Annotated in this window: 5 protein-coding genes; all 5 read right to left on the bottom strand. The window is 42.4% G+C overall.

The features are described from left to right. Positions 1 to 16: 16 nt before the first annotated feature. The 5 genes from NSTCB13_RS15900 to NSTCB13_RS15880 are packed head-to-tail and all read right to left on the bottom strand — an operon-like array spanning position 17 to position 25,204. The gene (locus NSTCB13_RS15900) at positions 17 to 4,312 is read right to left on the bottom strand and encodes a beta-ketoacyl synthase N-terminal-like domain-containing protein (RefSeq protein ID WP_448272938.1); all 4,296 of its coding nucleotides are present in this window, start codon (positions 4,310 to 4,312) and stop codon (positions 17 to 19) included. Further along, positions 4,309 to 14,442: an amino acid adenylation domain-containing protein gene (locus tag NSTCB13_RS15895; protein ID WP_448272936.1), complete on the bottom strand. Its 10,134-nt coding sequence runs from the start codon at positions 14,440 to 14,442 to the stop codon at positions 4,309 to 4,311. The genes NSTCB13_RS15900 and NSTCB13_RS15895 overlap by 4 nt, the downstream gene beginning before the upstream one ends. Then, a complete protein-coding gene (locus tag NSTCB13_RS15890) occupies positions 14,439 to 21,254 on the bottom strand; it encodes an SDR family NAD(P)-dependent oxidoreductase (protein WP_448272935.1) in 6,816 nt (2,271 codons plus the stop codon). The genes NSTCB13_RS15895 and NSTCB13_RS15890 overlap by 4 nt, the downstream gene beginning before the upstream one ends. Further along, on the bottom strand, positions 21,208 to 23,697 hold the full coding sequence (locus tag NSTCB13_RS15885; protein ID WP_448272934.1) for a KR domain-containing protein: 2,490 nt from the start codon (positions 23,695 to 23,697) through the stop codon (positions 21,208 to 21,210). Before NSTCB13_RS15885 ends, NSTCB13_RS15890 begins: the two co-directional genes overlap by 47 nt. Further along, positions 23,624 to 25,204 carry an AMP-binding protein gene (locus NSTCB13_RS15880; protein WP_448272933.1) on the bottom strand — a complete coding sequence of 527 codons (1,581 nt, stop codon included), beginning with the start codon at positions 25,202 to 25,204 and terminating at the stop codon, positions 23,624 to 23,626. The genes NSTCB13_RS15885 and NSTCB13_RS15880 overlap by 74 nt, the downstream gene beginning before the upstream one ends. Positions 25,205 to 25,306: the final 102 nt, after the last annotated feature.

Raw genomic sequence — 25,306 nt, 5'->3', positions numbered from 1 at the left:
AATTATTTATTGGTGTTCAAATTGCGATTTCTTCTCGTTCAATTTCACTTAAAATATCTAAGTCTGGTTGGTTCTCTAGCTTGGGTGCTATTTCAGCTATTGTGGGAGATTCAAATAAACTGGCTACAGTTAATTTAATAGGAAAAATCTTTTTTAGTCGAGATATAATTTGAACAGCTATTAAAGAATCTCCTCCTAATTCAAAAAAATTATCATGAATTCCTACCTGTTTAATTCCTAATAATTCTTGCCAGATATCAGCAATTTTTTCTTCGATTTCATTACGCGGAGCTATATAGGAATTGGGCAAAGTAGGTCTTGAGTGGAGTGTAGATAATTTTTCGGGCTGAAAAATCTCCGGCTTTGTTTGTAATGAAATCTCTAATTTCTGGTCAGTCTCTTTTTGCCCAGATTTTACACTAAATGCGGTTGATGCAGAAGCCACAGCCATAATAATCTGATGCTCTAATGCTTCAGTTTCAGGAAATGCAGCAACTTGCACAAAATCTTGAGCGCGTAATGCTTCAAACCACTGTTGTTTGATGATAAAAGGTTGACCTGGGTTGCGTCTTTGATCGTCTAAAGGTTTCAACAGCAGACCCCAAGTGATATCAAAGTCTATTTTTGGCTGAGTTATTTCCCACACTAAAAGGAAGCCGCCAGGAGCTAATAAAGAGCGTACATGGTGGAGTGTTTGATCTATATTTCGAGTGGCGTGTAGAACATTAGAGGCGATGATTACATCAAAGCTGTATTTATCAAACCCTTGCTCAGTTGGAGACTTGTCTATATCTAGTAATCTATATTCAACAAATGGATAGTCTTTAAACTTCTGTTGAGCTTGAGTCAAAAAGCCGCTACCAATATCAGTAAAAGTATAGTTTGTTCGTTCGGGCGGCAACACAGGTAATAATGATTGTGTAGACACACCAGTACCCGCGCCGATTTCTAAAACTCTCAGGTGAACGGATGATGGCAATGATTTGACTACCTGTTCTAAGCTGGAACGCAAGATAGAGTTGTAGTAAGAAATTAAGGGAGTTTCTGAATATGAACCATTGTTTTCTTTTTGATAAACCAGTTCATCGAAAATCTCTAATGGTTCTTGTTCGCCAATCACAACAGCAGCTAAATTTTCACCACAACGTTGCACTAAATCTAAATCTACTAAAGATGAAGCAGCAAACCTTGCTCTAACTGCTTCTAAATGTTCATTAATATAATCTTGCGAACATGGCAATAGCTTAGTAAATAACTTCTCCTGTTGCTGTAGTTGTCCTTGTTCCACTAATATTTGCAACCATCTAGATAACAATTGCTGATAGCGGGGAGAAATATGGTATTGCGCTAACAAATTATCTAAAGAATACTTTTCTTCAGGATTGCTAAAAGCTCCTAATTGCTGGAATGCAGAGTTGATGTAAGCTGTACATAAACGGTCTAACCATTGTCTATTTTCTTGATAGGTTAACTCATTGAGTTCTGCATTTCTAGTATTTGCTTGCTTTTGACCTGCTTGGGTAAGCGATGTCCACAATTGTGATGTTGTGGGTAAGATTTGCAACTGTCCCCAAGCTGCTTTTTGTGGAGGGTCAATCCAATAACGTTGGCGTTCAAAGGGATAAGTTGGTAAGGGAAGACGATAATACTCATCCTGGCTATAAAATCCAAACCAATCTACTTTCACTCCAGCCAACCAAAGTTGACCTAATGTGTTGAATAAAACACGAATATCAGATTGCTTTTCTTGAGGATGACGTACCGAAGTTAAGACAGTTTGTAGAGGTGCTTTGTCTGGATGTCTCTTGACTAATGTAGTTAGTGTGTGTCCTGGCCCTACCTCTAGTAAAACTTGCTCTGGGGTTGCTAATAATTTCTCGATACCTTGAGTAAACAGCACTGTAGAACGTAGATGTTGAGCGTAGTAGTCAGGATTTGTGGCTTGCGTGACTGTAATCCAAGTACCAGTCAGATTGGAAATATAAGGAAGTTTAGGGGGATTTAAAGTAACTTTTTTGACTCGCTCTGCAAAGGCCTCTAAGATTGGTTCCATCATTTGAGAATGGAAAGCATGAGAAGTATGCAGACGACGACATTCAATTCCTTGAGCAGCTAGCTGATTTTGTAGTGTATCTATTGCTGCTGTTGAGCCGGAAACTACACACTGCAAGGGTTGATTAATTGCAGCAACAGAAAGTTCTGAACCTAACAGAGATTGTACCTTATCTGCGGGTAAGGGAACAGAAAGCATTGCTCCAGTGGGCAATTGCTGCATCATCTGTCCGCGTGCTGCTACCAAAGATAAGGCATCTTCTAGAGAAAAAACTTCTGCTAGAGTTGCTGCGACATACTCGCCAATACTGTGACCGATCGCAGCTTGTGGTTCCACTCCATAAGACTGCCATAATTTAGCTAAGGCGAACTCAATTACAAAAATAGCGCTTTGAGCAATTCCTGTTTGTTGAAGTTGCTTTGATACCTCATCAATCTTTTCGTCACTGGGGTAAAGAAGATGACGTAAATTAAGCCCTAGTAAAGGTTTAAGAAATTCTGAGCAATAATCAACTTGTTCTTGAAATACTGTTTCAGTTTCGTAAATTTCCCGCGCCATGTTGACGTATTGAGAACCCTGACCAGGAAACATAAAGACCACAGGCCGTTCTGTAATCTCTGTATAGTTCGTAAATACTTGTTGGGCTGCTAAGTTACTGAGAGCTTCAACAGCATCTTCTAAATCACGACAAATCAACATCCGTCGATAATTAAAACCCCGACGACCACTGTTGAGCGTATAAGCAACATCACCCAAGTTAAGTTCTGGATGCTCTTTTAAATGTGTGGCTAAGTTAACTGTCGCCTTCTCCAGCGCACTCGCAGTCTTAGCCGAAAGACACAATAATTGATAATCTCCCCCCTGCGCCCTGCTCCCTGCTCCCCTGCTTCCTTCTCCCTGCCCCCTGCCCCCTGCCCCCTGCCTCAACAAAGGTACTTCTTCTAAAATTACATGAGCATTAGTACCCCCCATACCAAAAGAACTAACTCCGGCACGCCGAGGGCTGTTATTTGTTTTCCATTCAGTCAATTTTGTATTGACATAAAAAGGACTGTTGGCAAAATCAATTTTGGGATTAGGTGTCTCGAAATGCAAACTCGGAGGCAGCATTTTATGTTGCAGTGCTAATACTGTTTTAATCAAACCTGCAACACCTGCTGCTGTATCCAAATGTCCCAAGTTGGTTTTTACCGAACCAATAGCGCAAAAACCTTTTTTATCTGTAGTTTGACTAAAAGCTTGAGTTAAAGCGGCAATTTCAATCGGATCTCCTAAAGGTGTAGCTGTGCCATGAGCTTCAATATAAGAAATTGTCTCGGCATCTACACCCGCTATAGCTTGAGCTTCGCCAATCACTGCTGCTTGACCGCTAGCACTAGGAGCAGTGTAGCCGACTTTCATTGCACCATCGTTATTAATTGCCGAGCCTTTAATAATTGCATGAATGTAGTCGCGATCGCTGATTGCATCCTGTAATCTTTTTAATACCACAATCCCAGCACCGCTACCTGCGATCGTTCCTTGTGCTTTCGCATCAAAAGCACGGCAGTGTCCATCAGGAGAAAGAATCATTCCTTCTTCATGCAAATAGCCGATTTTTTGGGGAATGCTGATAGTAACTCCACCAGCTAAAGCTATGTCACATTCACCATTTAAAAGACCTTGACAAGCTATGTGAACAGCAACCAAAGAAGTAGAACAGGCTGTTTGCACATTTACTGCGGGGCCAGTCAAATTTAGTTTGTATGCAACTCTTGTCGGTAAAAAATCTTTATCGTTAGAAATTCCTAATTGCACAGGGTCAATTGCGGCTAATACTTGATAGTTAGGGTAGAGGTTGTTGAGCAAATACCCACTCATTCCCACACCACCATAAACCCCGATTAAACCATTGTAGGTTTGCGGATCGTAACCAGCTTTTTCCGTTGCTTCCCAAGCCAATTCTAAAAATAGGCGTTGTTGTGGATCTATTAACTCAGCTTCTTTGGCGCTATAAGCAAAGAAATTTGCATCAAACAATTCAATGTCTGATAGAACACCCTTAGCTTTTACATAATTAGGATTACTCAGTAAATCAACAGAAACCCCAGAATTTATTAATTCTTCATCCTTCAAACAAGAGATAGATTCTACACCATCTCGTAAATTATGCCAAAATGATTCAATATCTTTGGCGCCAGCAAATCTACCAGCAACAGCAATTATTGCTATTTCAGAATTATTAAATTCATTATTGTTATGTACTGAATTTATTGTCATTTTGTACCTTTCTTCTGAGAGCGATATTGTTGTCTGGATTGTAATTGTTGATTTCTTAAAATTTTAACTTCATTTAAAGAATGAGGACGATAATTATTTTGTTTAATTATATCTTCTTTTTGAATCTTATTATTTAAATATTGATTTAGACTATGTACAGTTGGATAATTAAACATATCAACTATTGACAATTCTAAACCAAATTCTTCTTGCAATTGCTGATTAATTTTTACCAGTAATAAGGAATGACCTCCTAGCTCGAAGAAATTATGATAAATTCCTACTTTTTCTACTGCTAATGCTTTTTGCCAAATACCAGCAATAATTTTTTCTGTTTCTGTATTTGGGATTACATAATCTGATAGTTCTTTATGTAAATCTGGGTCAGGCAGAGCGCGACGGTCTACTTTACCATTAGGTGTCAGAGGTAAAGACTCTAGTATTACAAAAGCAGTTGGCAACATATACCCAGGCAGTTTATCGGCAAGGAACTGACGCAGTTGGCCTGTTGTCAGTGTCACGTCTTTTTGTGGCACTACGTAAGCGACTAAACGCTTACTTTGGCTTCGCTCAATACAGGTATTGCCTGGAGTTTCTTCACGAGCGATCGCACAACAACTCTGCACATCACTATGTTGGCTCAGTGCTGTTTCAATTTCTCCCAACTCGATGCGGAAACCCCGAATTTTTACTTGATTGTCAATGCGTCCCAAGTATTCAATGTTACCATTTAGCAAATAACGTGCTAAATCCCCAGTTTTGTAAAGCCTTCTGCCTCCTGCCTCCTCAAAAGGATTGGAGATAAATTTCTCTTGTGTCAACTCAGGGCGGTTGAGGTAGCCTCTTGCTAATCCTGCTCCACCGATGTGTAACTCTCCTGATACACCCACAGGTACGGGTTGCAAATTTTCGTCTAAGATGTAGACTTGTGTGTTGGCGATCGCCTTACCAATCGATATTTTCTCATCTTCAGAGGTGCATTTGGCGATCGTTGCACATACAGTAGCTTCCGTTGGCCCGTAAGCGTTGAAGAAGTTTCTGCCAACAGACCACAGCTTGATTAATTCAAGAGGACAAGCTTCTCCGGCGACAATGATTGTTTGCAGTGCCGGAAGTTCCTCTTGTGGCATCGCTGCTAAGGCTGATGGTGGTAGGGTAATATGGGTAATTGCATAATCGCGTAATCGCTCAATTAATGGCTTTCCTGGCAATAGCGAGTCTTTTGTTCCCAGATACAGCATTCCACCGGAGCCAAAAGCCATGACGACTTCCCAAATCGAAGCGTCAAAACTGAAGGAGGCAAATTGAAGAACCCGACTATCTGAAGTTAAGCCAAAAGTTTGAATTTGAGCTTGAGCTAAGTTGCACAGTCCTTTATGCTCAACCATCACACCTTTCGGTCTACCTGTAGATCCTGAGGTGTAAATCACATTCGCTAGATGAAAGGCTCTAACTCCAATATTTGGGTTAGTTTGATGATTTTGGGCAATTTGTGACCAAGCTTCGTCTAAACAAATCAGTTTTACTTGATGCGGAGGAAGCCTTTCAATCAGTTTTTGTTGAGTCAGCAGCACTGAAACTTGAGCATCTTCTAACATGAAGCTCAAACGCTCAGGTGGATACTCAGGATCAAGTGGCAGATATGCCCCACCAGCTTTAAGAATACCAAGTAGTCCGATCGCCATGTCTAGCGATCGCTCCACACAAATACCCACCAGCGTATCTGGTTTTACACCCAATGAGTGCAAGTAATGAGCTAATTGGTTAGCACGACAATTCAACTGCTGATAAGTCAGTTGTTGATTCTCAAACACAACCGCCACAGCATCCGGTGTGCGCTGAACCTGTTCCTCAAACAATTGATGGATACACTTATCTTCAGGGTAGTCCACCGATGTATTATTCCAATCAACTAATAATTGCTGCTGCTCAACTGCTGTCAGCAAAGGTAATTGGGAAATTCGCTCTTGAGGATTGGCGACAATTCCTTCAAGCAATGTTACAAAATGCCCACTCATCCGTTCAATCGTGCTGGCATTAAACAAATCAGTATTGTACTCCCACACACCCACCAATCCTTGGGTAGTGTTTTCCATCGATAAAGCTAAATCAACTTTTGTAGTTGTGCTTTCTACTGGCAATGAACTAACAGCTAACCCAGCAAGCTTTAATTCTTGTACAGGTGAATTCTGAAGGTTAAACACCACCTGAAACAGTGGCGTATGTCCCAGATCCCTTTCTGGCTGCAATGCTTCCACCAGCATTTCAAAAGGCAAATTCTGATGAGCGTATGCCCCTAAAGCTACTTCTCGAACGCGAGTGAGTAATTCGCTAAAACTGGGATTGCCTGCTGTGTTGGTGCGCATGACTAAAGTATTGACAAAAAAGCCAATTAACCCTTCGATTTCACTGCGATCGCGGTTTGCGATCGGCGAACCCACCAAAATATCTGATTGTCCTGTGTAGCGGTAAAGCAGGGTATCAAATGCTGCCAACAGCGTCATAAAAAGGGTACAACTTTGCTCCTGACTGAGTTTTACTAACCTATCAGTTAACTCAACTGAAAGTGCAAACTTCTGATATGTCCCAGCGAAAGTCTGCACAGCAGGTCTAGGTCGGTCTGTAGGTAGCAACAATAAAGCTGGTGCGTTTGCTAGTTGTTGTTGCCAATACGAGAGTTGGCTTTGCAGTACATTTCCTTGCAACCACTGTCTTTGCCAAATAGCAAAATCTGCGTACTGAATCGGCATTGGTGCTAACGGTGACGGCTGACCTTGAGAATAAGCATTGTAAAGTGCCATTAATTCTTGGACAAACACACCCATTGACCAACCATCAAAGACAATGTGATGTATAAATATTAACAAAGCCTGTTCTGTCTCAGACAACGCTACTAATGTTGTCCTGATTAATGATTCATCTGCCAAGTTAAAAGGTCGTTGTCCTTGTTCTTGCGCTAATTGCTGCAAAGCAATTTCTTTTTCGCCTGTAGCTAAATTCTGCAAGTCCACAATTGATAATATTCCCTGCCCCCTGCCCCCTGCTCCCTGCTCCCTGCTTTTTATTCCCTGCTCCCTAATAACTTGAACTGGTTCTCCATCAACTGTAATGAAGTTAGTGCGTAAAGCTTCGTGGCGATAAATAATTTCTTGTAAGCTTTGTTCTAAGGCAGTTCGATTCAGAGTTCCAGCTAGACGTAAAGCTAAAAGTAAATTGTAGAACGCACTGTTGGGATTTAACTTGTCTAAAAACCACAAACGCTGTTGAGCATAAGACAGTGGTAACTCTGCATCCCTTGCTTTTGGTAAAATGGCTGATGTTGTTAGATCCTGTTGCTGCAACTGTTGAATATTTTGGGACAATTCAGCGATCGTGGGTGCAGCAAATAAACTCCGCAGTGGTAATTCTACCTTCAAGCTGCTACGCACGCGAGAAACCAGTTGCGTTGCTAATAGCGAATGTCCGCCAAGCTCAAAGAAATTATCATGAATACCAACTCGCTCAACTTTTAAGACTTGCGCCCAAATTCCTGACAGAATTTCTTCAATGGGGTTACGTGGGGCGACATAGCGATCCGATAATTGGTTGTGTAAATCAGGCACAGGTAACGCGCGGCGGTCTAATTTCCTGTTAGCAGAAAGCGGTAGAGCCTCCAAGATGACTATTGCACTTGGAACCATATACTCTGGTAATTTTTCCTTGAGGAAGTTACGTACTTCGCCAATAGAGATTGTACTTCGACTTCGCTCAGTACAAGTCTGCTCTGGTTGCGGCACAATATATGCAACTAAGCGTTTATCGCCCGGTGTATCCTCACGAACAATTGCACAAGACGCTTGTACATCACTTAGTTGACCCAGTACCGCTTCAACTTCGCCCAATTCAATGCGGAAACCCCGAATTTTAACTTGATTATCAATACGTCCTAAAGATTCGAGTTTCCCGTCCGGTAAATAACGTGCCAAATCTCCAGTTTTATATAAAAGTGCTGTTAGCGGTAGCGGGGCGTTCAGCCCGTGCTGAGTAAAATATTCTTCCTCTGCTCCCCTGCTCCCACTTCGGCTACGCTCAGTGACCACCTGCTCCCTGCCTCTTTGAAAGGGATTAGGAATGAATTTCTCTTGTGTTAACTGAGGTCTATTAAAGTAACCTTGGGCTAAAAGCGCACCTGCAATGTACACTTCTCCCTGCACGCCCACAGGTACAGGCTGTAGATATTTATCAAGGATGTAAATTTGCGTGTTAGAAATGGGTCGCCCAATGGAAGGAAGTAACGGCCAAGTATCTATTGCATTAGGCAAAGTATAACTGGTGGCTAGATGGCTTTCTGAAGGCCCATACTGATTGTGCAAAGTAATATCAGTTAGTTGGCTCAACCAAAGAGAAATCGCAGGGGTAATTTGTAACTGTTCTCCAGACGTAATAATTTCTTGCAAACCAGTATTAACTATGTCATTCCCCAAGGCGACTTCTGCTAGTTGCTGTAAGCCGACAACAGGGAGAAACATTCTCTGAATTTGTTTCTCTTGTAGAAAACTTAATAATGCTAAAGCATCACGGCGTAATTCTTCTGTGATTAAGAACAATGTGCCGCCAGAACACCAGGTAGTAAAGATTTCTTGGAAGGAGACATCAAAGCTAACCGAAGCAAATTGCAGGGTTTTTGCACGAGTAATCTTGAGATTGTCCCGATGCCACAAGATATGATTGCACAGGGCAAGCTGACTCATGGCTATACCCTTGGGTTGACCTGTGGAACCGGAAGTGTAAATTATATAAACTAAGTTATTGGGTTGTACGCCAGAAATTACGTTGTTTGTGCTGCACTGAGAAATATCTTCAGCGTCAGTATCTAAACAAACAAGTTTTGCTTGATAAGAAGCAGGGTAGCTCAAAACCTCATCTTTCCCTTTGATTGAAGCCCCATCCCTTGTAGTTGGCTTTTCTCCCCTGCCTCCTGCTCCCTGCCCCCCTGCTTCCCACTGGGGTAACCTGTCAATAAGTCGCTGTTGAGTCAGTAAAACTTTAACTTGAGTATCGTCTAAAATAAAGCTCAAGCGATCGCTCGGATACTCTGGGTCAAGTGGTACATACGCTGCACCCGCTTTGAGAATTCCCAGTAGTCCAATGACCATCTCTAAAGAACGCTCGACACACAGACCAACTAAGACATCTGGTTTTACACCCAATGAGCGTAAGTAGTGCGCCAACTGGTTAGCGCGGTAGTTTAATTGCTTGTAAGTAAGTTGTTGATTTCCAAACTCTACCGCCACTACATCTGGTGTAAGCTCGACTTGTTCTTCAAATAATTGATGGATGCACTTATGAAGTGGATAATCAACTTCTGTATCGTTCCACTCCACTAATAACTGCTGTTGCTCAACTGCTGTTAGCAATGGCAATTGAGAAATTCGTTGTTCTGGGTTAGCAACAATACCTTCAAGTAATGTGACAAAATGACTTGTCATTCGTTCAATTGTGCTGGCATCAAACAAGTCAGTGTTATATTCCCACCACCCTGCTAATCCTGTGGCAGTGTTTTCCATCGATAAAGTTAAATCAAACCTAGAAGTTGTGCCTTTTATTGGCAATCGATTTACAGTCAGCCCGGTTAGTCCTAATTCAGATGTGGGTGCATTCTGAAGGACAAACATTACCTGAAACAGCGGTGTATGACTGAGGTTTCTTTCTGGCTGCAATGCTTCCACCAACATTTCAAAAGGCAAATTTTGATGAGAGTATGCCTCCATTGCCATAGAGCGAACACGGGTGAGTAATTCGCTAAAACTGGGGTTGCCTGTCAAGCTGGTACGCATAACTAAGGTATTGACAAAAAAGCCAATTAACCCTTCTATTTCAGAGCGATCGCGGTTAGCAATTGGCGAACCCACCAAAATATCTTCTGTACCTGTATAGCGGTAGAGTAGGGTATCAAATGCTGCTAACAGCGTCATAAAGAGGGTGCAACCTTGCTCTTGGCTGAGTTTTGTCAGCTTACTAGTTAGTTCAAGAGAAAGTGCAAACTCTTGATGTGTCCCGTGGTAAGTTTGCACAGCTGGTCTAGGTCTGTCTGTGGGGAGCGACAATAAGGCTGGTGCATCTTGTAGTTGTTGTTGCCAGTAATTTAATTGGCTTTGTAGTACTTCCCCTTGCAACCAGTTTCGCTGCCAAATTGCGAAATCTGCGTATTGAATCGGCAGTGGCGCTAACGGTGACGGCTGACCTTGAGCATAAGCATCGTACAGTGCTGCTAGTTCTTGGACAAACACACCCATTGACCAACCGTCACTCACAACATGGTGCATACACACTAACAAGACGTGTTCGGTCTCATTAAGCACTACTAATGTCGCCCTGATTAATGCTTCCTTTGCCAGGTCAAAAGGTTGAGTAACTTGTTGTTGCGCTAATTGTTGGCTAGTAATTTCTCGTTCTGTTGTAGATAAATACTTCAAGTCAACAACTGAAACTGTCCAAGTAGTTTCTGTTTGAATAATTTGAGAAGGTTTGCCATCAACTGTAATGAAGTTAGTGCGTAACGCTTCGTGGCGATGAATAATTTCTTGTAAGCTTTGTTCTAAGGCTACTCGATCCAAATTTCCCACTAGCCGCAAAGCCATAGGAATGTTGTAAAAGGGGCTGTTAGGCTCGAACTGATCTAAAAACCACAAACGCTGTTGTGCATAAGACAGTGGTAATTCTGCATCCCTTGTCCGCTTTAAAAGTGGCGGGGAAGTTATTTCTGAGTCTTGTTGCTGTAACTGCCCAATTGATTGTGCTAATTCGGCTACTGTCGATGCAGCAAACAACTCACGTAATGGTAATTCTACTTTGAAAATGTTGCGAATGCGTGAAAGCAATTGGGTTGCTAGTAGCGAGTGTCCGCCAAGCTCAAAGAAGTTATCATGAATGCCTACTTGCTCCAGTTTCAGCACTTGCGCCCAAATTTGCGCCAGCATTTCTTCAGTTGGTGTGCGTGGGGCGACATACAATTCTCGCAGTGTGCTGTCTAAGTCTGGTTTTGGCAGGGCGCGGCGGTCTACTTTACCGTTAGAGGTGAGGGGTAAGGATTCCAGCAGCACTATTGCACTTGGCATCATGTACTCTGGTAGCTTTGCCTTAAGAAACTGACGCAGTTCTGGGACTGTAAGAAATTGTTCGGTCTGCGGGACTACGTAAGCTACTAAACGTTTACTTCGACTTTGCTCAGTACAAGTGTCGCCCGGTTCATCTTCTCGTACTATTACCACGCTTTCCCAAATGGCTGGGTGAGAAGCCAGTAATGCTTCAATTTCTCCCAACTCAATGCGGAAACCACGAATTTTAACTTGGTTATCAATTCGTCCTAAATACTCTAACTCGCCATTGGGCAAATACCGCGCTAAATCACCTGTTTTGTATAATTTTTTGGAATTATCAAATGGGTTAGAAATAAAACGTTCTGCTGTCAGTTCGGGACGATTGAGATAGCCGCGTGTCACCCCCTCTCCACCAACATACATTTCACCAAGAACGCCTATCGGTGCTGGTTGTTGATGTTCGTCTAGTACATACACCTGCAAATCTGGTATTGGGCGACCTATTACACTTGCCGTGCTTTGCAAATCAGCTTTACTTAACGGGCGATAGGTAACGTGTACGGTGGTTTCTGTAATTCCGTACATATTAACTAATTGGGGTGAGGTGTCGCCGTGTCGCTCAAACCAAGGTTGCAAACTGTTGATTTCTAAAGCTTCGCCACCGAAAATTACTTGGCGTAAGTTCAAGGAGGAGGCAGGGGGAAATGTAATTGACTGTTCTGCTTGAATTAACTGACGGAAAGCTGAAGGGGTTTGATTGAGAATTGTGACTTTTTCTTGACACAATAATTGATAGAAAGATTCAGGCGATCGCGTCACCAAATAAGGCACTATTACCAGTCGTCCACCATACAGCAAAGCACCCCAAATTTCCCATACAGAAAAATCGAATGCATAAGAGTGGAACATTGTCCACACATCATCTTGATTGAAGTGATACCAAGAGTCTGTGGCTGCAAACAGACGAGTTACATTTGAGTGATTGACTAAAACGCCTTTGGGCTTACCTGTAGAACCAGAAGTGTAGATGACATAAGCTAAATTATCGGGTGTTGCGGTATTTTCTGGGTTTAAGCACTCTTGAGCAATTTTTTCCCAGTCGGTGTCTAAGCAAACAATATGCGCCTGATGTTGAGGAATAGTGTCTACTAATTGTTGTTGTGTTACCAGGACTTTAACTTGAGCATCTTCTAACATGAAGCTTAAACGCTCAGTTGGATACTCAGGATCGAGCGGCACATAAGCACCACCCGCTTTGAGAATGCCTAGTATTCCAACGATTGTTAAGAGCGATCGCTCTACACACAACCCCACCAGCGTATCTGATTTTACACCCAAGGAGCGCAAGTAATGCGCCAACTGATTAGCTTGATTGTTCAACTGCTGATAAGTCAGTTGTTGATTTTCATACACAACTGCTACTGCATTTGGGGTACGCTCTACCTGTACCTCAAACAACTGATGAATACACTTATCAGAGTAATAATCCGCCTGAGTATTGTTCCATACTAATAACTGCTGCTGTTCGGGTTGTGTCAATAGGGGCAATCGGCAAATTGGCTGAATAGGATTTGCCACAATCCCTTCAAGTAACGTTATAAAATTCCCCGCTATGCGCTTGATAGTGCGCTCATCAAAAAGGTCAGTGTTGTACTTGAAAATTCCAGCTAAAGAAGAACTTTTTTCTGCGATCGTCAAATCTAGATCGAACTGACCCTCCATTTGGGGCATTTCAAAAGGTTTGAGGATAAATCCTTCTTTATTTACTTCACCTTCTAACAAAAGTTTTTGCGTCTGCTCAAACTGTCCTAAGTTCTGCAAAATAAAGTTGAATACAGTTTGAAAAATCGGGGAACGGCTGGAATCGCGCTGTGGCTGCAATCGCTCTACCAATAAAGCAAAGGGAAAATCTTGATGCGCTAATGCTTGTGATACGCAGGAGCGAATTTGAGCCAGAAATTCCCCAAAACTGGGATTTCCTGACAGATTTGCCCGGATGACAACTGGATCGACGAAGTAGCCGACAATTGAGGCAAATTCTATCTGAGTTCTACCTGAAGTCGGAACGCCGACTAGAATATCCTCTTGCCCTGTATAACGATACAGGAGAACCTGAAATGCAGCCAGAAGCAGGATATATTGGGTAACGCCTTCTGTTTGAGCTAATTTTTTCAGTTTTTCGGTCAGTTCTGGGGAAAGAGTAAAGTTATGGGAAGCACCGTTATAAGTTTGGATGGATGGCCGTGGTTTGTCTGTCGGCAAATTGAGTACAGGTAATTCTCCTGCTAGTTGTTGCTGCCAGTAGTTCCAGAGCTTTTCTCCTTGGGCGGTGGTTAATAATTCTCTTTGCCAATAAATGTAATCGATGTAAGAGTGCTGTAGAGGAATTAGAGATGGCTCAACACCTGACTCTAGTGCAGGATAGCTGGCGATTAATTCTTCCATCAGTAATGGCATCGACCAACCATCACCTGCAATATGATGTACTGACATCAACAGGATGTGTTCGTCTGGCGAAGAAGTAAATAAACGCACCCGGATGATTGGGCCATTTTTGAGGTCGAAGGGTTGCTTGTATTCCTGAAAAACTCTTTGCTCAAGCTCCTGCTCGCTCCAATTAGAGGCATTTATTTGTTGAAAATCTGGTAATTGAGTTTGATGGATTTGTTGAACAACTTGATTACCTTGCTTGGAAAAGGTGCTACGTAACTGAGGATGACGGTTAATCAGGAGTTGGAAGGTTTTTTGCAAAGTCGTAACATTCACCTGCGAACAAATACGACAGGCAAACACCATATTGTAAGCTGCACTTTCAGGTGCTAGTTGCCACAAAAACCACAGCGCTTGTTGACCGTAGGAAAGAGGATAAATATTTAAAATATCTGGGCGATCGCGCAGTAATTGTAAAATTTCACTTTTATACTGCTGTAATTGAGCAACTACATCAGGAGTTAACAGCGACTTAGAACCCCCAATACGTAATTTTTCCCCGTCATTTCCCAATTTAATCCCTTTCAAAGAAAGGTCTTGTAAAAATTCAACCAAGCTCATAGTTCCAACTCCACCCAATCATTATTTTCGAGATTCTCTAGCTGAAATTGCTCGCTACCTGTGCTTTGGCTTTCTTGAGCAAAATCTAGGGGAAAAATTTCCAATGCCAAATAATTAGCCAGTTCTGTAACCGTAGGATAATCAAAAGCTAAATTTGGGGGTACAGAGCATCTTAAAGAGTTTTGCAAGCGGTTTCGCAACTCAACAGCCGTTAGAGAATCCATCCCTAGCTCAAAAAACCTCTGCTCTCGATCTAGGGTTGAGAGATTACGCCCTAGCACCTTAGCTACTTGTGAGGAAATATGCTCAATTAAGAGTGGTTGGCGATCGCTAGGATTGGCCATCTCTAATCGAGTCCGAAAATCAGATTGTTCGAGTTTCTTGGCTGTGTGGCTGAAGTTAGCAAAGAACAGCGATGCGAAACTTGATTTACTGAGAAATTCTGACCAGTCGATCGGTATTACCGCTACTTGAGCAGAAGATTGATTCAACAATTGCTCTAGTACAACTAATCCTTGTTGCGGTGCAATTGTACCAATACCGTTTGTTTGTAGGCGATTTTGATTTTGGCTATCTAAGTTAGCCGTCATACCCACTTGCGACCAAGGCCCCCAGTTAATGCTGATTCCAGGTAAACCCAAAGTTTGGCGATAATGGGCAAAGGCATCCATAAAAGCATTCGCTGCTGCATAGTTGCCTTGTCCAAGAGAGCCAATTAGCGAACTCATCGACGAGAAACAGACAAAAAATTCTAGTGGTAGATGTTGGGTGAAGGTATGGAGATTCCACGCACCTTGCACTTTCGGAGCCATTACCCGCCAAAAACGCTCTAAAGACTGTTGCCGTAAAACACCATCATCCAGCACGCCAGCCGCATGGATAATTCCCCGCAGTGGCGGTAACTGAGAGTCGATTTTTTCTAATACTTCAACCACGCGATCGGCTTCGGAAACATCCGCTTGCACCACCAGTACTTTTGCACCCGATCGCTCAAAGCTAGATATTCTTTGTTTTGTGGCAATAGATACCTTACTTCGCCCAATTAATACCAAATGTCGCGCACCTTTTTCTATCAACCACTCAGCCACCTCTAGACCCAGTGCGCCGAATCCACCAGTAATTAAATAACTCGCGTCTGATTTTATAGATAACTGCCCCTCATCAACTGTTGTACTGATTTGCGGCATCGATACTACTACTTTGCCGATGTGCTTGGCTGCTGCCATATAGCGGAAAGCATCTACTACTTGCTCTAGGGAAAATACTGTTTGAGGTAAAGGCTTAAGAGTACTTGTTTGGAATTGTTCTATTAGTTGCTGCAACATCGGGGAAATTAAAGCAGGATACTTATGGTGAACTTCCCCTAAATCAAAAGCAAAATATGAAACATCATCTCTTGCGGCTTTTACTTGGCTTTCATCCCAGATGCCAATTTTGCCGATTTCGACAAATCTTCCTTTGTGAGCTAACACCTGTAAGCTTTTGTTGATGAATTCACCATTTAAGCTATTGAAAACAACATCTACCCCTTGTCCCTGTGTCAGACTCATCACCTCGTCAGCAAATTCCAGACTGCGGGAGTTCATTACATACTTAACTCCCATTGATTTGAGAAATTCCCACTTGTTAACAGAAGCAGTAGCAAATACCTCTGCACCAGCAGCTAATGCTATCTGCACTGCTGCCAAACCAACACCCCCAGCTGCGGCATGAATTAAAATTCGTTCTCCTGGTTGAATTTTTGCTAGATGATGCAACCCGTAATGGGATGTTAAAAATGCTAAAGGTATGGTCGTTGCTTCTTGGAAACTTAAGTTTGTGGGCTTTTTCACCACAGTCGTTGCTGGTAAGGTGACAAAACTGCTGAAGGCATCGTGAGTTGTCACCCATGCTAGAACTTCATCCCCAACTTGGAGATGGTCAACATTCTCTCCCACGGCGACGATATTTCCAGCACACTCAAAGCCAAAAGTCAACTGACTCACTTCGGTAATGCCCATTTTTTCAGCATAATATTCTTTAAGCATTCCTAAAGCATTCAGGACATCTCGGAAATTCACGCTTGCAGCTTGCACTTGAATTTCCACCTCGTTGTGTTGCGGTAGGCGACGAGTCATCGCTTGCAACGATAGATGATCTAAGACACCATACTCAGATAACTTTAATTGCACAGGCTGGTGCGGTGCGATCGCAATTTGTTTATCCCGATCGGAAATGGCTTTGCGCCGCACCAGTCGCGCTACGTAGCGTTTGCCGTGACGAATGGCTATTTGGTCTTCTGCATCTGGAGAACAGATTTCTGACCACAGCGATGGCTCCGCCAACGTCAAAGACGAACGCAGATTGTCCTCATCGGCAGCTAAATCTAAGCGCACACATTGTAATTCGGGATGTTCTAGAGCAATGACTCGACCTAATCCCCACAATGCCGCCCCACTTAGTTGAACTGGCTGTGGCAATGCGCTATCTACCGCTTGAGTGCCACGAGTTACCAGCCATAGCCGAGGAGGTGTTGGGAAGTTGGCTTGCACCACAGCTTGCACTAAATGTAAGACACCGCCGCAATTTAGAATTTGTTCTTGTTCTAAATCTATCAGAGAGTTTTGTGACTGCTCTTGGTAACTCCACAGATGAACAATATTACTTATTTGATCCTGACTGATAGCACTAATCAATTTTTGCCAGTGGTCTGAGAGGCTGGGATCGATTTGATAATGTTGCTGGTCAGTTTTCTGATAGCTAACACCAGCAGACACTAAGATACAAGCAACTCCTTGCTGTTGCAGCTCTTTGGCTAGTTGTTGGCCTAGTCCTTCTGAATCAGTCAAAATCAGCCAACTGCCACCAGGGACAGCAGCCGATTGACTTTTTTCCACCGCTTGCCATTCAATTTCATACAACCAGTCTGCGAAATCTTGCTCAAGAGATTGCAGCAACGCTTGGCGAGTCGCTTTTTTGGCTTGTAAACCTTTAATATCTGCAATCAACTGTCCATGAGTATCAAACAGTCTAATATCTGCTAGTAGCTTGTCAGACTGAGAACTTTCTAGCTGTCGTTGCACCGCATGACACCATAACTGCTGACTTTGAGGACGTTGGTAAAACTCGAAACTCTCAATTGCAAAGGGTACAAAAGTCTCATCGTCAGAAAAGAAAATGCTGGTCAGTTGTAAGCAGGAATCTAGAAGACCTGGATATAATTGATAATCTTCTAAACCATCTACTACCGAAAGCCATTTAAGCTTGGCTAGGGCTTCTTTTTCTTTCCACCAAACCGAATCAAGCCACTGGAAACTTGCACCCAGTTGAATCTGTCGCTTTTGCCAACTTTGATAAATTTCTTTTGCAGCTATTTGTTGAGTACAGCGTGTCTGTATCTCTTGGAGAGAGACTGTTTCTGGTGTAGTGTTAACGCCAGAGGAGATTTTACCTGTGGCATGAACTAACCACTCACTTATCTGAGTACTACCATTTGGAACTGTATCAAAGCCGATAAGTTGGAAAGATGCGCCACTTCCCTCAAAAGACAGCACCAACTGTACTGTGCGCGCTTTACCTTCGGGGATAGGCAATGCTTGCGGGAAAACTATATTTTCTAACAGACATGACTCACTGGCGAAAGTCAGCTTTGCTGCACCCAATAATAAGGAGAGATGACAGGCTCCAGGTACTATAACTTGGTTATAAACTTGATGTTCTGTTAAGAACGGTAGAGTTTGAGTACTAAATTCCGATTCAAACAAGATTTCCTTGCTTAAAGGCAACTGAAGCTTTTTGTCTAATAATGGGTGCAGTTTTGCTGCTTGTTGCTGTTGATGCCGAGGTGGAGTATGTTCAAGCCAATAGCGTTGTCTTTGAAATGGATAGGTCGGTAGTGCAACTTTGCGGCGAGGATAATCTTGCTCAAATCCTGACCAATTAACTTTGCTTCCGGCTACGTATAACTCACCTAAACTAGAGAGCAACTGTTGCCATTCTGGTATGCCCTCACGTAAAGAAGGTAGCCATAAACCTTCACCATCTGGCAAGCATTGACGACCTATGCCTAACAAAATCGGTTTCGGCCCGATTTCTAAGAACACTTCACATCCAAGAGTACGCAATGTCTGCATACTATCAGCGAACCGTACTGGTTGACGGATATGATTGACCCAGTATTGCGGCGTTGTGATGCGATCGCCTGCCAATTCTCCAGTCACATTAGATACTAACTGAATCTGTGGCTGATTGTAGGTAACTTGATTAGCTATTGCTTCAAACTCAGCCAACATCGGTGTCATCAAAGGCGAATGGAAGGCATGGGACACTTGTAAACGCTTTGCCTTCACTCCTTGGGCTTCTAGTTGCTGACAAACAACGGCGATATCTTCCCTAGTTCCAGAAATTACGATGCTTTCGGGGCCATTGATGGCTGCTATTGCCACCCGTTGATTATAGGCTGCAATAACTTCTCTCACCTTCTCTTCACAAGCCATCAAGGAAACCATTTCACCCCTATCAGGCAATTGCTGCATTAACTTTCCCCGATGAGCAATGAGTTTTAATCCATCTGACAAACTAAAAACACCAGCTACAGTTGCAGCAACATACTCGCCAACACTATGCCCCATGACGACATCTGGCTCAATTCCCCACGATTTCCAAAGCTGATACAAGGCATACTCAATCGCAAATAGCGCAGGTTGAGTATATGCAGTTCGATCCAGCAGATCCTCAAGACCTTGACTAGGATACAGTACCTCTAACAAAGAATGCTCTAGTAATGGGCGAAGAATTTCATCGCACTGCTCTAAAGTTTGGCGGAAGATGGGTTGGGTTTCGTATAATTTGTGACCCATGTTGATGTACTGGGAGCCTTGGCCAGTAAACAAGAAAGCTATTTTTGTTGGCTTGTTATTAGACTGGAAGCTCTTAGAAGGTGTCAAATCAGCCAGTTTCTCTACCAACTCCTCCCTAGAGTCAGCCACAATCGCCAGACGATGGTTAAAATGCTCCCGCCCTGTATTCGCCGTATAGCAAACATCTGCAATAGATACTCCAGAATTCGATATCAAAAATTCCCGATACCGATGTCGCAATTCATCTAAAGCATTCAGAGTTTTTCCTGAGAGTGCAAGCAAGTGGTAAGGACGCTCCTCTGCTCCCCTGCTCCCACTTCGGCTACGCTCAGTGACCACCTGCTCCCCTGCTCCCCTGCTCTTTCCTATTGGTGCTTCCTCAAGAATCACATGGCAATTAGTACCACCTATTCCCAGAGAATTCACCCCAGCACGACGGGGATGATCTTGGGTATGCCAATCCTGCAACGTAGTATTAACGTAAAAAGGCGTATTGGGTAAATCCAGTTGAGGATTAGGTTGTTCAAAGTGCAAACTTGGTGGAATTTTTTGATGGTACAGTGACAGGACTGTTTTGATAAAACCAACTATACCAGAAGCAATCTGGAGATGGCCGACATTGGTTTTTACTGAACCAATACCACAAAAGTTTTTTGACTGCGTACTAGCACGAAATGCTTGGGTGAGTCCGCCAATTTCAATCGGATCTCCTAAAGGTGTGCCAGTTCCATGTGCTTCTACGTAGCTGATAGTTTGTGCATCAACGCCAGCCATCGCCATTGCTTCTGTAACCACAGCTGCTTGACCATCTCCATTAGGAGCCATGTAGCCAACTTTTGTACCACCATCGTTATTAACGGCGGAACCTTTAACTACAGCATAGATGTTATCGCCATCAGCGATCGCATCCTCCAACCGCTTCAAAACCACAAGCCCTACACCACTACCAAAAATCGTCCCCTGAGCCTTAGCATCAAAAGCCCGACAATGACCATCTGGAGTGACAATCATTCCTTCTTGATACAAATGACCAATCTTTTGGGGTGCATTCACAGAAACCCCACCAGCTAAAACCATGTCACTTTCGCCACTCAGCAAGCTGGCACAAGCCATGTGAATTGCTACTAGGGATGTAGAGCAAGCGGTTTGCACATTCACGCTTGGCCCAGTCAAGTTGAGTTTGTAAGAAATCCGTGTGGTTAAATAATCTTTATCATTAGCAACCATCATCTGCAAACCACCCATTGAATCTATGGTTGCTACTTGCAGATTATCGTTAATATCAAGCTGATGGCGGTTGGGATAAACATTATTTAGTAAATAAGTGTTCATCACCGCGCCAGCATAGATCCCGATCGCACCATTGTATGTTAGAGGATTATAACCCGCAGTTTCTAAGCTTTCCCAGGCACATTCGAGTAAAAGCCGCTGTTGAGGATCTAGTAATTCTGCTTCTTTTGTGCTATAGCCGAAGAAATCAGCATCAAAAGATTCCACATCCGATAATATTGGTTTGGCTTTGACGTAGTTGGGATTTTTCACCAATGCTGGATCTACACCTGCTTTGATAATTTCTTCATCACTGAAAAACGAAATCGATTCCACACCGTTGCACAAATTTTGCCAAAATTCATCGATATTATTCGCACCAGGGAAACGACAAGACATCCCAATGACGGCGACATCTGTGTTGCTGACAGCGTGGCGAGAAGTACGAACTTTGGAGCGTTTTTGACCTTGTACTACAGCAGGCGATTCTGTTTGCCCTTGACTTAAGAAATTCGCTAAGGTGCTGATGCTGGGATATTTAAACATATCCACAATCGACACCGGAATCTGGAAGAACTCTTGCAATTTACTCTGAGCCTGCACTAGAAGTAATGAATGTCCTCCTAGCTCAAAGAAGTTCTCATGGATGCCTATTTCTTCAAGACCCCAACACTTCTTGCCAAATCTGTGCAACTTGGCGTTCAATGTCTGAAACTGGTTGTGCTTGGTCGTTGGCGCTTTGGTGCAACTCGCCTCTAGTAAGCTTTTCTATATCGATGATGCCTGTTTTAGTTAATGGCATCTGTTGTAGCTGCACAAAATTGCAAGTACTGGGTGTACCATAGCGATCGCACACCACTAATTTAGACAATTGCTCGCCAACTGAGGAATTACTAGCGGTAAAATAAGCAGTTAATTTTTCCAGAGGGTAAGTATCTTCTACATAACTGCGGATATATCGGTTACTACCATCTAATCCCACTAGCAATTGCACCTGATGATGGTGTAAACCGATGAGCAAAGAATACAGTCCTTGCCGTGCAGACATGGCACAGTAACCCGCTTTTTGAGCCAACTTGCTTCTTTGGTAGTCTTGGCTAATACCGAGGCCATCCCACAGACTCCAGCTAAAGCAATAGCTCTTTAACCCCAAAGAGCGTTGATAATGTGCAAAACTTTCTAGAAACTGATTAGCTGCAACAAATGTGCCGACAGTAGCGCCTCCCAAGAAACTACTTACCGAAGAAAAGCTGATGAAAACTGCTTGGGGATCGTATTTGAGTAGTTGATTGAGTACCCAAGCTCCCCCAACTTTTGAGCGTAAGGCTGCTGACCAACTGTGATGATTTTCTGCGATGAGCGATCGCTCTTGATAAGATCCTGCTAGATGTAATATCCCGTCTAATTGACATTGCCAGCTAGACTTTGCCTGTTCAATCACACCTTGCAAAGCTGGCAAATCACAGACATCCACTGCCTCGTAGATGATTTCTCCACCTAGCTTTTCTAGTTCTTGATAAGCCGCGATTTTTTGAGATATAGCATTGGACTGTTCTGTGTAGTTGTGCCATACACTTCTTTGGGGTAGTTCAGTTCTACCAACTAACACTAGCCGTGCTTTGTAATGTTTCAACAAATACTTAGCAATTTCAACACCAACACCCCCAAGACCACCGCTAATTAAATACATTCCACCTAGTTGAAAGGCAAAATCTTGCTTTGGTTGAAAGCGAAAATCTACTTTCTCTAATCGAGGAATCCAACGCTGTCCTTGGCGATAAGCTACCTCAGACTCTCCTGAGAAGATATGCAACTCTTGCAGAATCCGCTCTGCATTCACCGCAGTTTCATCTACTGTTAAATCTAGATGACGACTTGTCAATCCTGGTATTTCCTGCTTGATTACCTTCAATAACCCAAGCAGTGGTGATTTTTCATAGGCAATTCGATCGACAGATGATGTGAACTGCGTATAATTAGAAACTACTAATAACTCGATAGGATATTGCAATTTCTGGATATTAGCTAACGCTTTAATTAAGAATAGTAGACTATAAACACTATATGTTTGAGCTTGTTCTAAGGACTCTAAACTGGAAATCTCATGAATACAACTGTCATAAGTCCATAAATGTATAATTTTATCGATTTGAAAGTCGTTAGCTTTCAGGGCAGATAGCAAACGTTGATAATCTTCGGGATTATTTGGTGCAATTTGATAGCGGTTATTGCTCAGTTGCTTAAAGTCTACTCCCGCTTCAACACCAACCCAAGACAGCCCTTGCTTTTGAAGTTCTGCCCCTAAATATTCACCTAATCCTAATTGGTCGAAAAATACCAGGAAGTTACCATTAATTGTAGACTTTTGGCTTACAGGTAATTTACGTCGCCATGTTTTACGATAAAACCAGTCTGGTAGTAAGTTGGGATTATCTAAATTGATGCCTAACTGTTGAATAATATTATCGAACTCACCAGCCACAAACATCTTGCTTAATTGGGTGCGCTGAATCTTGCCAATAGCAGTCTTGGGTATCATCTCCTTTTTCAGAGGAATGATGTAATTTGGATTAACCCCAACATTTTTAACAACTGCTCCACGAATCTTCTTTATTAGTTCTTTTAACAAGGTCTGCTCGGAAATAGCAGAATTAAAAAAGATTGCTAATCCATCTGCGTTTTGCCCAGAGAATCGCACGGCACAAGCAGCCGTATAAGATATCTCTACACCCTCAACTTCTTCAACTACTGATTCAATTTCATGGCTGTAATAGTTGATGCCATTGATAATAATGTCATCTTTATCTCTGCCAGTCAGCACGATTCGTCCTGACTGTAAATAGCCGATATCTCCAGTATTAAACCATCCATCTTCGGTAAAAGCTTCGCGGTTGCGCTCTGGATTTTGATAGTAACCTCTTGTTACTGAAAGTCCTTTAACTTGGAATCTCCCAATCGCCCCTTCGGGAACGATTTGATTATTATCGTCAGTAATGCGAATTGATGCTCCCGGAATCGGCGGTCCAAGTTCTACAAATGACATATCATCTGATGAAGTTTCTAAAGAAAAACCATCAGACCCAAGTAATTCCTGAGCAAGTCTCAGACATCCCAAAGGCTGGATGAATGGCGTTAGGTGGTAAACCATGTTGTTGGAGGAGCTTAAGAAAACTACGTGCTGTTTTCGGTACGATTTGCTCTCCAGCGTTCACGAGAAAGCGCATAGAAGATAAATCCCATGACTGCTGATTTATTTCACTAGCGCGTTCGTTAAGTAAGGAAAAAGCGAAGTTTGGGGCCCAAGAAATTGACGCTTGGTGGCGTTGAATCAATTCCAACCAACGAATGGGATTTTGCAGTATATATTCTGTAGATGCATGGATTTGCTTGCAACCTAAATCAACTGCCATCAGTCCCAGAAATACAATTGCACCCACATGCTCTAATGGCATCCAGTTCAAAACAATTTCATCACTGAAAAAATTGTTCATTTGGGCTGTGCCAGCCGTCATACTTAAGAGATTGCGATGAGTTAACATCACACCTTTAGGAAAACCAGTACTACCTGAAGTAAGTAATAGTAGTGCTAAATCATCTTGGTCACTTTGATGAATATTTCTATCTGGTTGGTTTTGGCGTAAGTTATCTACTGTCTCAACTGGAAAATTTTCGATATTTAAAAGTGCTGGTAACTCCCGAAGGCTTTGAACTAATTTTGAGCTTGTCAGAACAATAGGTTGCTCTAACATCTGCCAAGCATTGTGTAATTTGTTAACAGCGCTGTTAAGTTGCTCGTAGGCAGGTGCGATAGAAACTGGTACGGGAATAAAACCGCCTAATATACAACCCCAAAACGCAGGTATGAAATCTTGACTGAGATCGATTTGAAATATTACTTTATCTAATGGTTTTAAACCTAGCTTTCTTAAACCAGCTAATATCTTTTGAGCATCTAATAGTAAATCTTTATAAGATTGAATAATTTCACAACCATCGGCTTGAATATAAACTAATTCTTTGTCTGGAAATTGAATAGCTGTTTTTTGCAGTGCTTCCCAAAGAAGTTTTGGAGCATTTTCTTCTTGTTTTAGTTCTTTGCCATGACTAACAGCTAGTTTGTTATTAGCAAAATCCTGATTGATAGTTGAACGAGAAAATTGAGGTGTAACTAAAGTATTGTTTTCTTCACCTGTGAGAGTTTTCCAATCATTTAGCAAGTCTGATATACGTAGCGATCGCTGCTGCTTGAGATGTTCTTGAACTACTACTGCTACTTGCTTAACTTCAGGTAATAACTGAATTTGCTCTGACCATTGCTGTATAAGATTTGTATCCCTTACTTCTAAATCATTTAAGACAGTTTCATCTATCTGTCCCGATGGAGTTAATGGTAAAGTGGAGACTGGCACAATCGCCTTCGGTATTAATTCGCTAGACAGAATTGTTTGCAAATAAGATAGCAATTGTTCTGGTACAAATAATCCTGATGGAACTACATAAGCAATTAAATCTTGTTTTGAATTTTCTGTCTGCCTCTCTATTACTACACAATCGTCAACAGCCAAACTCGACTTAATAGCATCTTCTACTTCTCTATATGGAAAAATTTTATTATTTGAATTTACTAAAAGCTGACTATGATTATCTAACTGCATTAGCTTGTATATCCTTTTTAAAGTCCGCTCTTCAATAATTAACATTACCTAACTAAACTTCTGCTAAAAGTGGGTTGACATTAGGTAACAGCTAGCCCTCAA

The sequence above is a fragment of the Nostoc sp. DSM 114160 genome (assembly GCF_053470305.1).
This window is presented reverse-complemented; position numbering and strand designations above follow the sequence as displayed.

What these genes read in the sequence shown, in the direction of transcription:
- NSTCB13_RS15900 (WP_448272938.1), bottom strand. Translation starts at nt 4,312, where the DNA reads ATGACAATAAATTCAGTACATAACAATAATGAATTTAATAATTCTGAA.
- NSTCB13_RS15885 (WP_448272934.1), bottom strand. Translation starts at nt 23,697, where the DNA reads ATGGTTTACCACCTAACGCCATTCATCCAGCCTTTGGGATGTCTGAGA.
- NSTCB13_RS15895 (WP_448272936.1), bottom strand. Translation starts at nt 14,442, where the DNA reads ATGAGCTTGGTTGAATTTTTACAAGACCTTTCTTTGAAAGGGATTAAA.
- NSTCB13_RS15880 (WP_448272933.1), bottom strand. Translation starts at nt 25,204, where the DNA reads ATGCAGTTAGATAATCATAGTCAGCTTTTAGTAAATTCAAATAATAAA.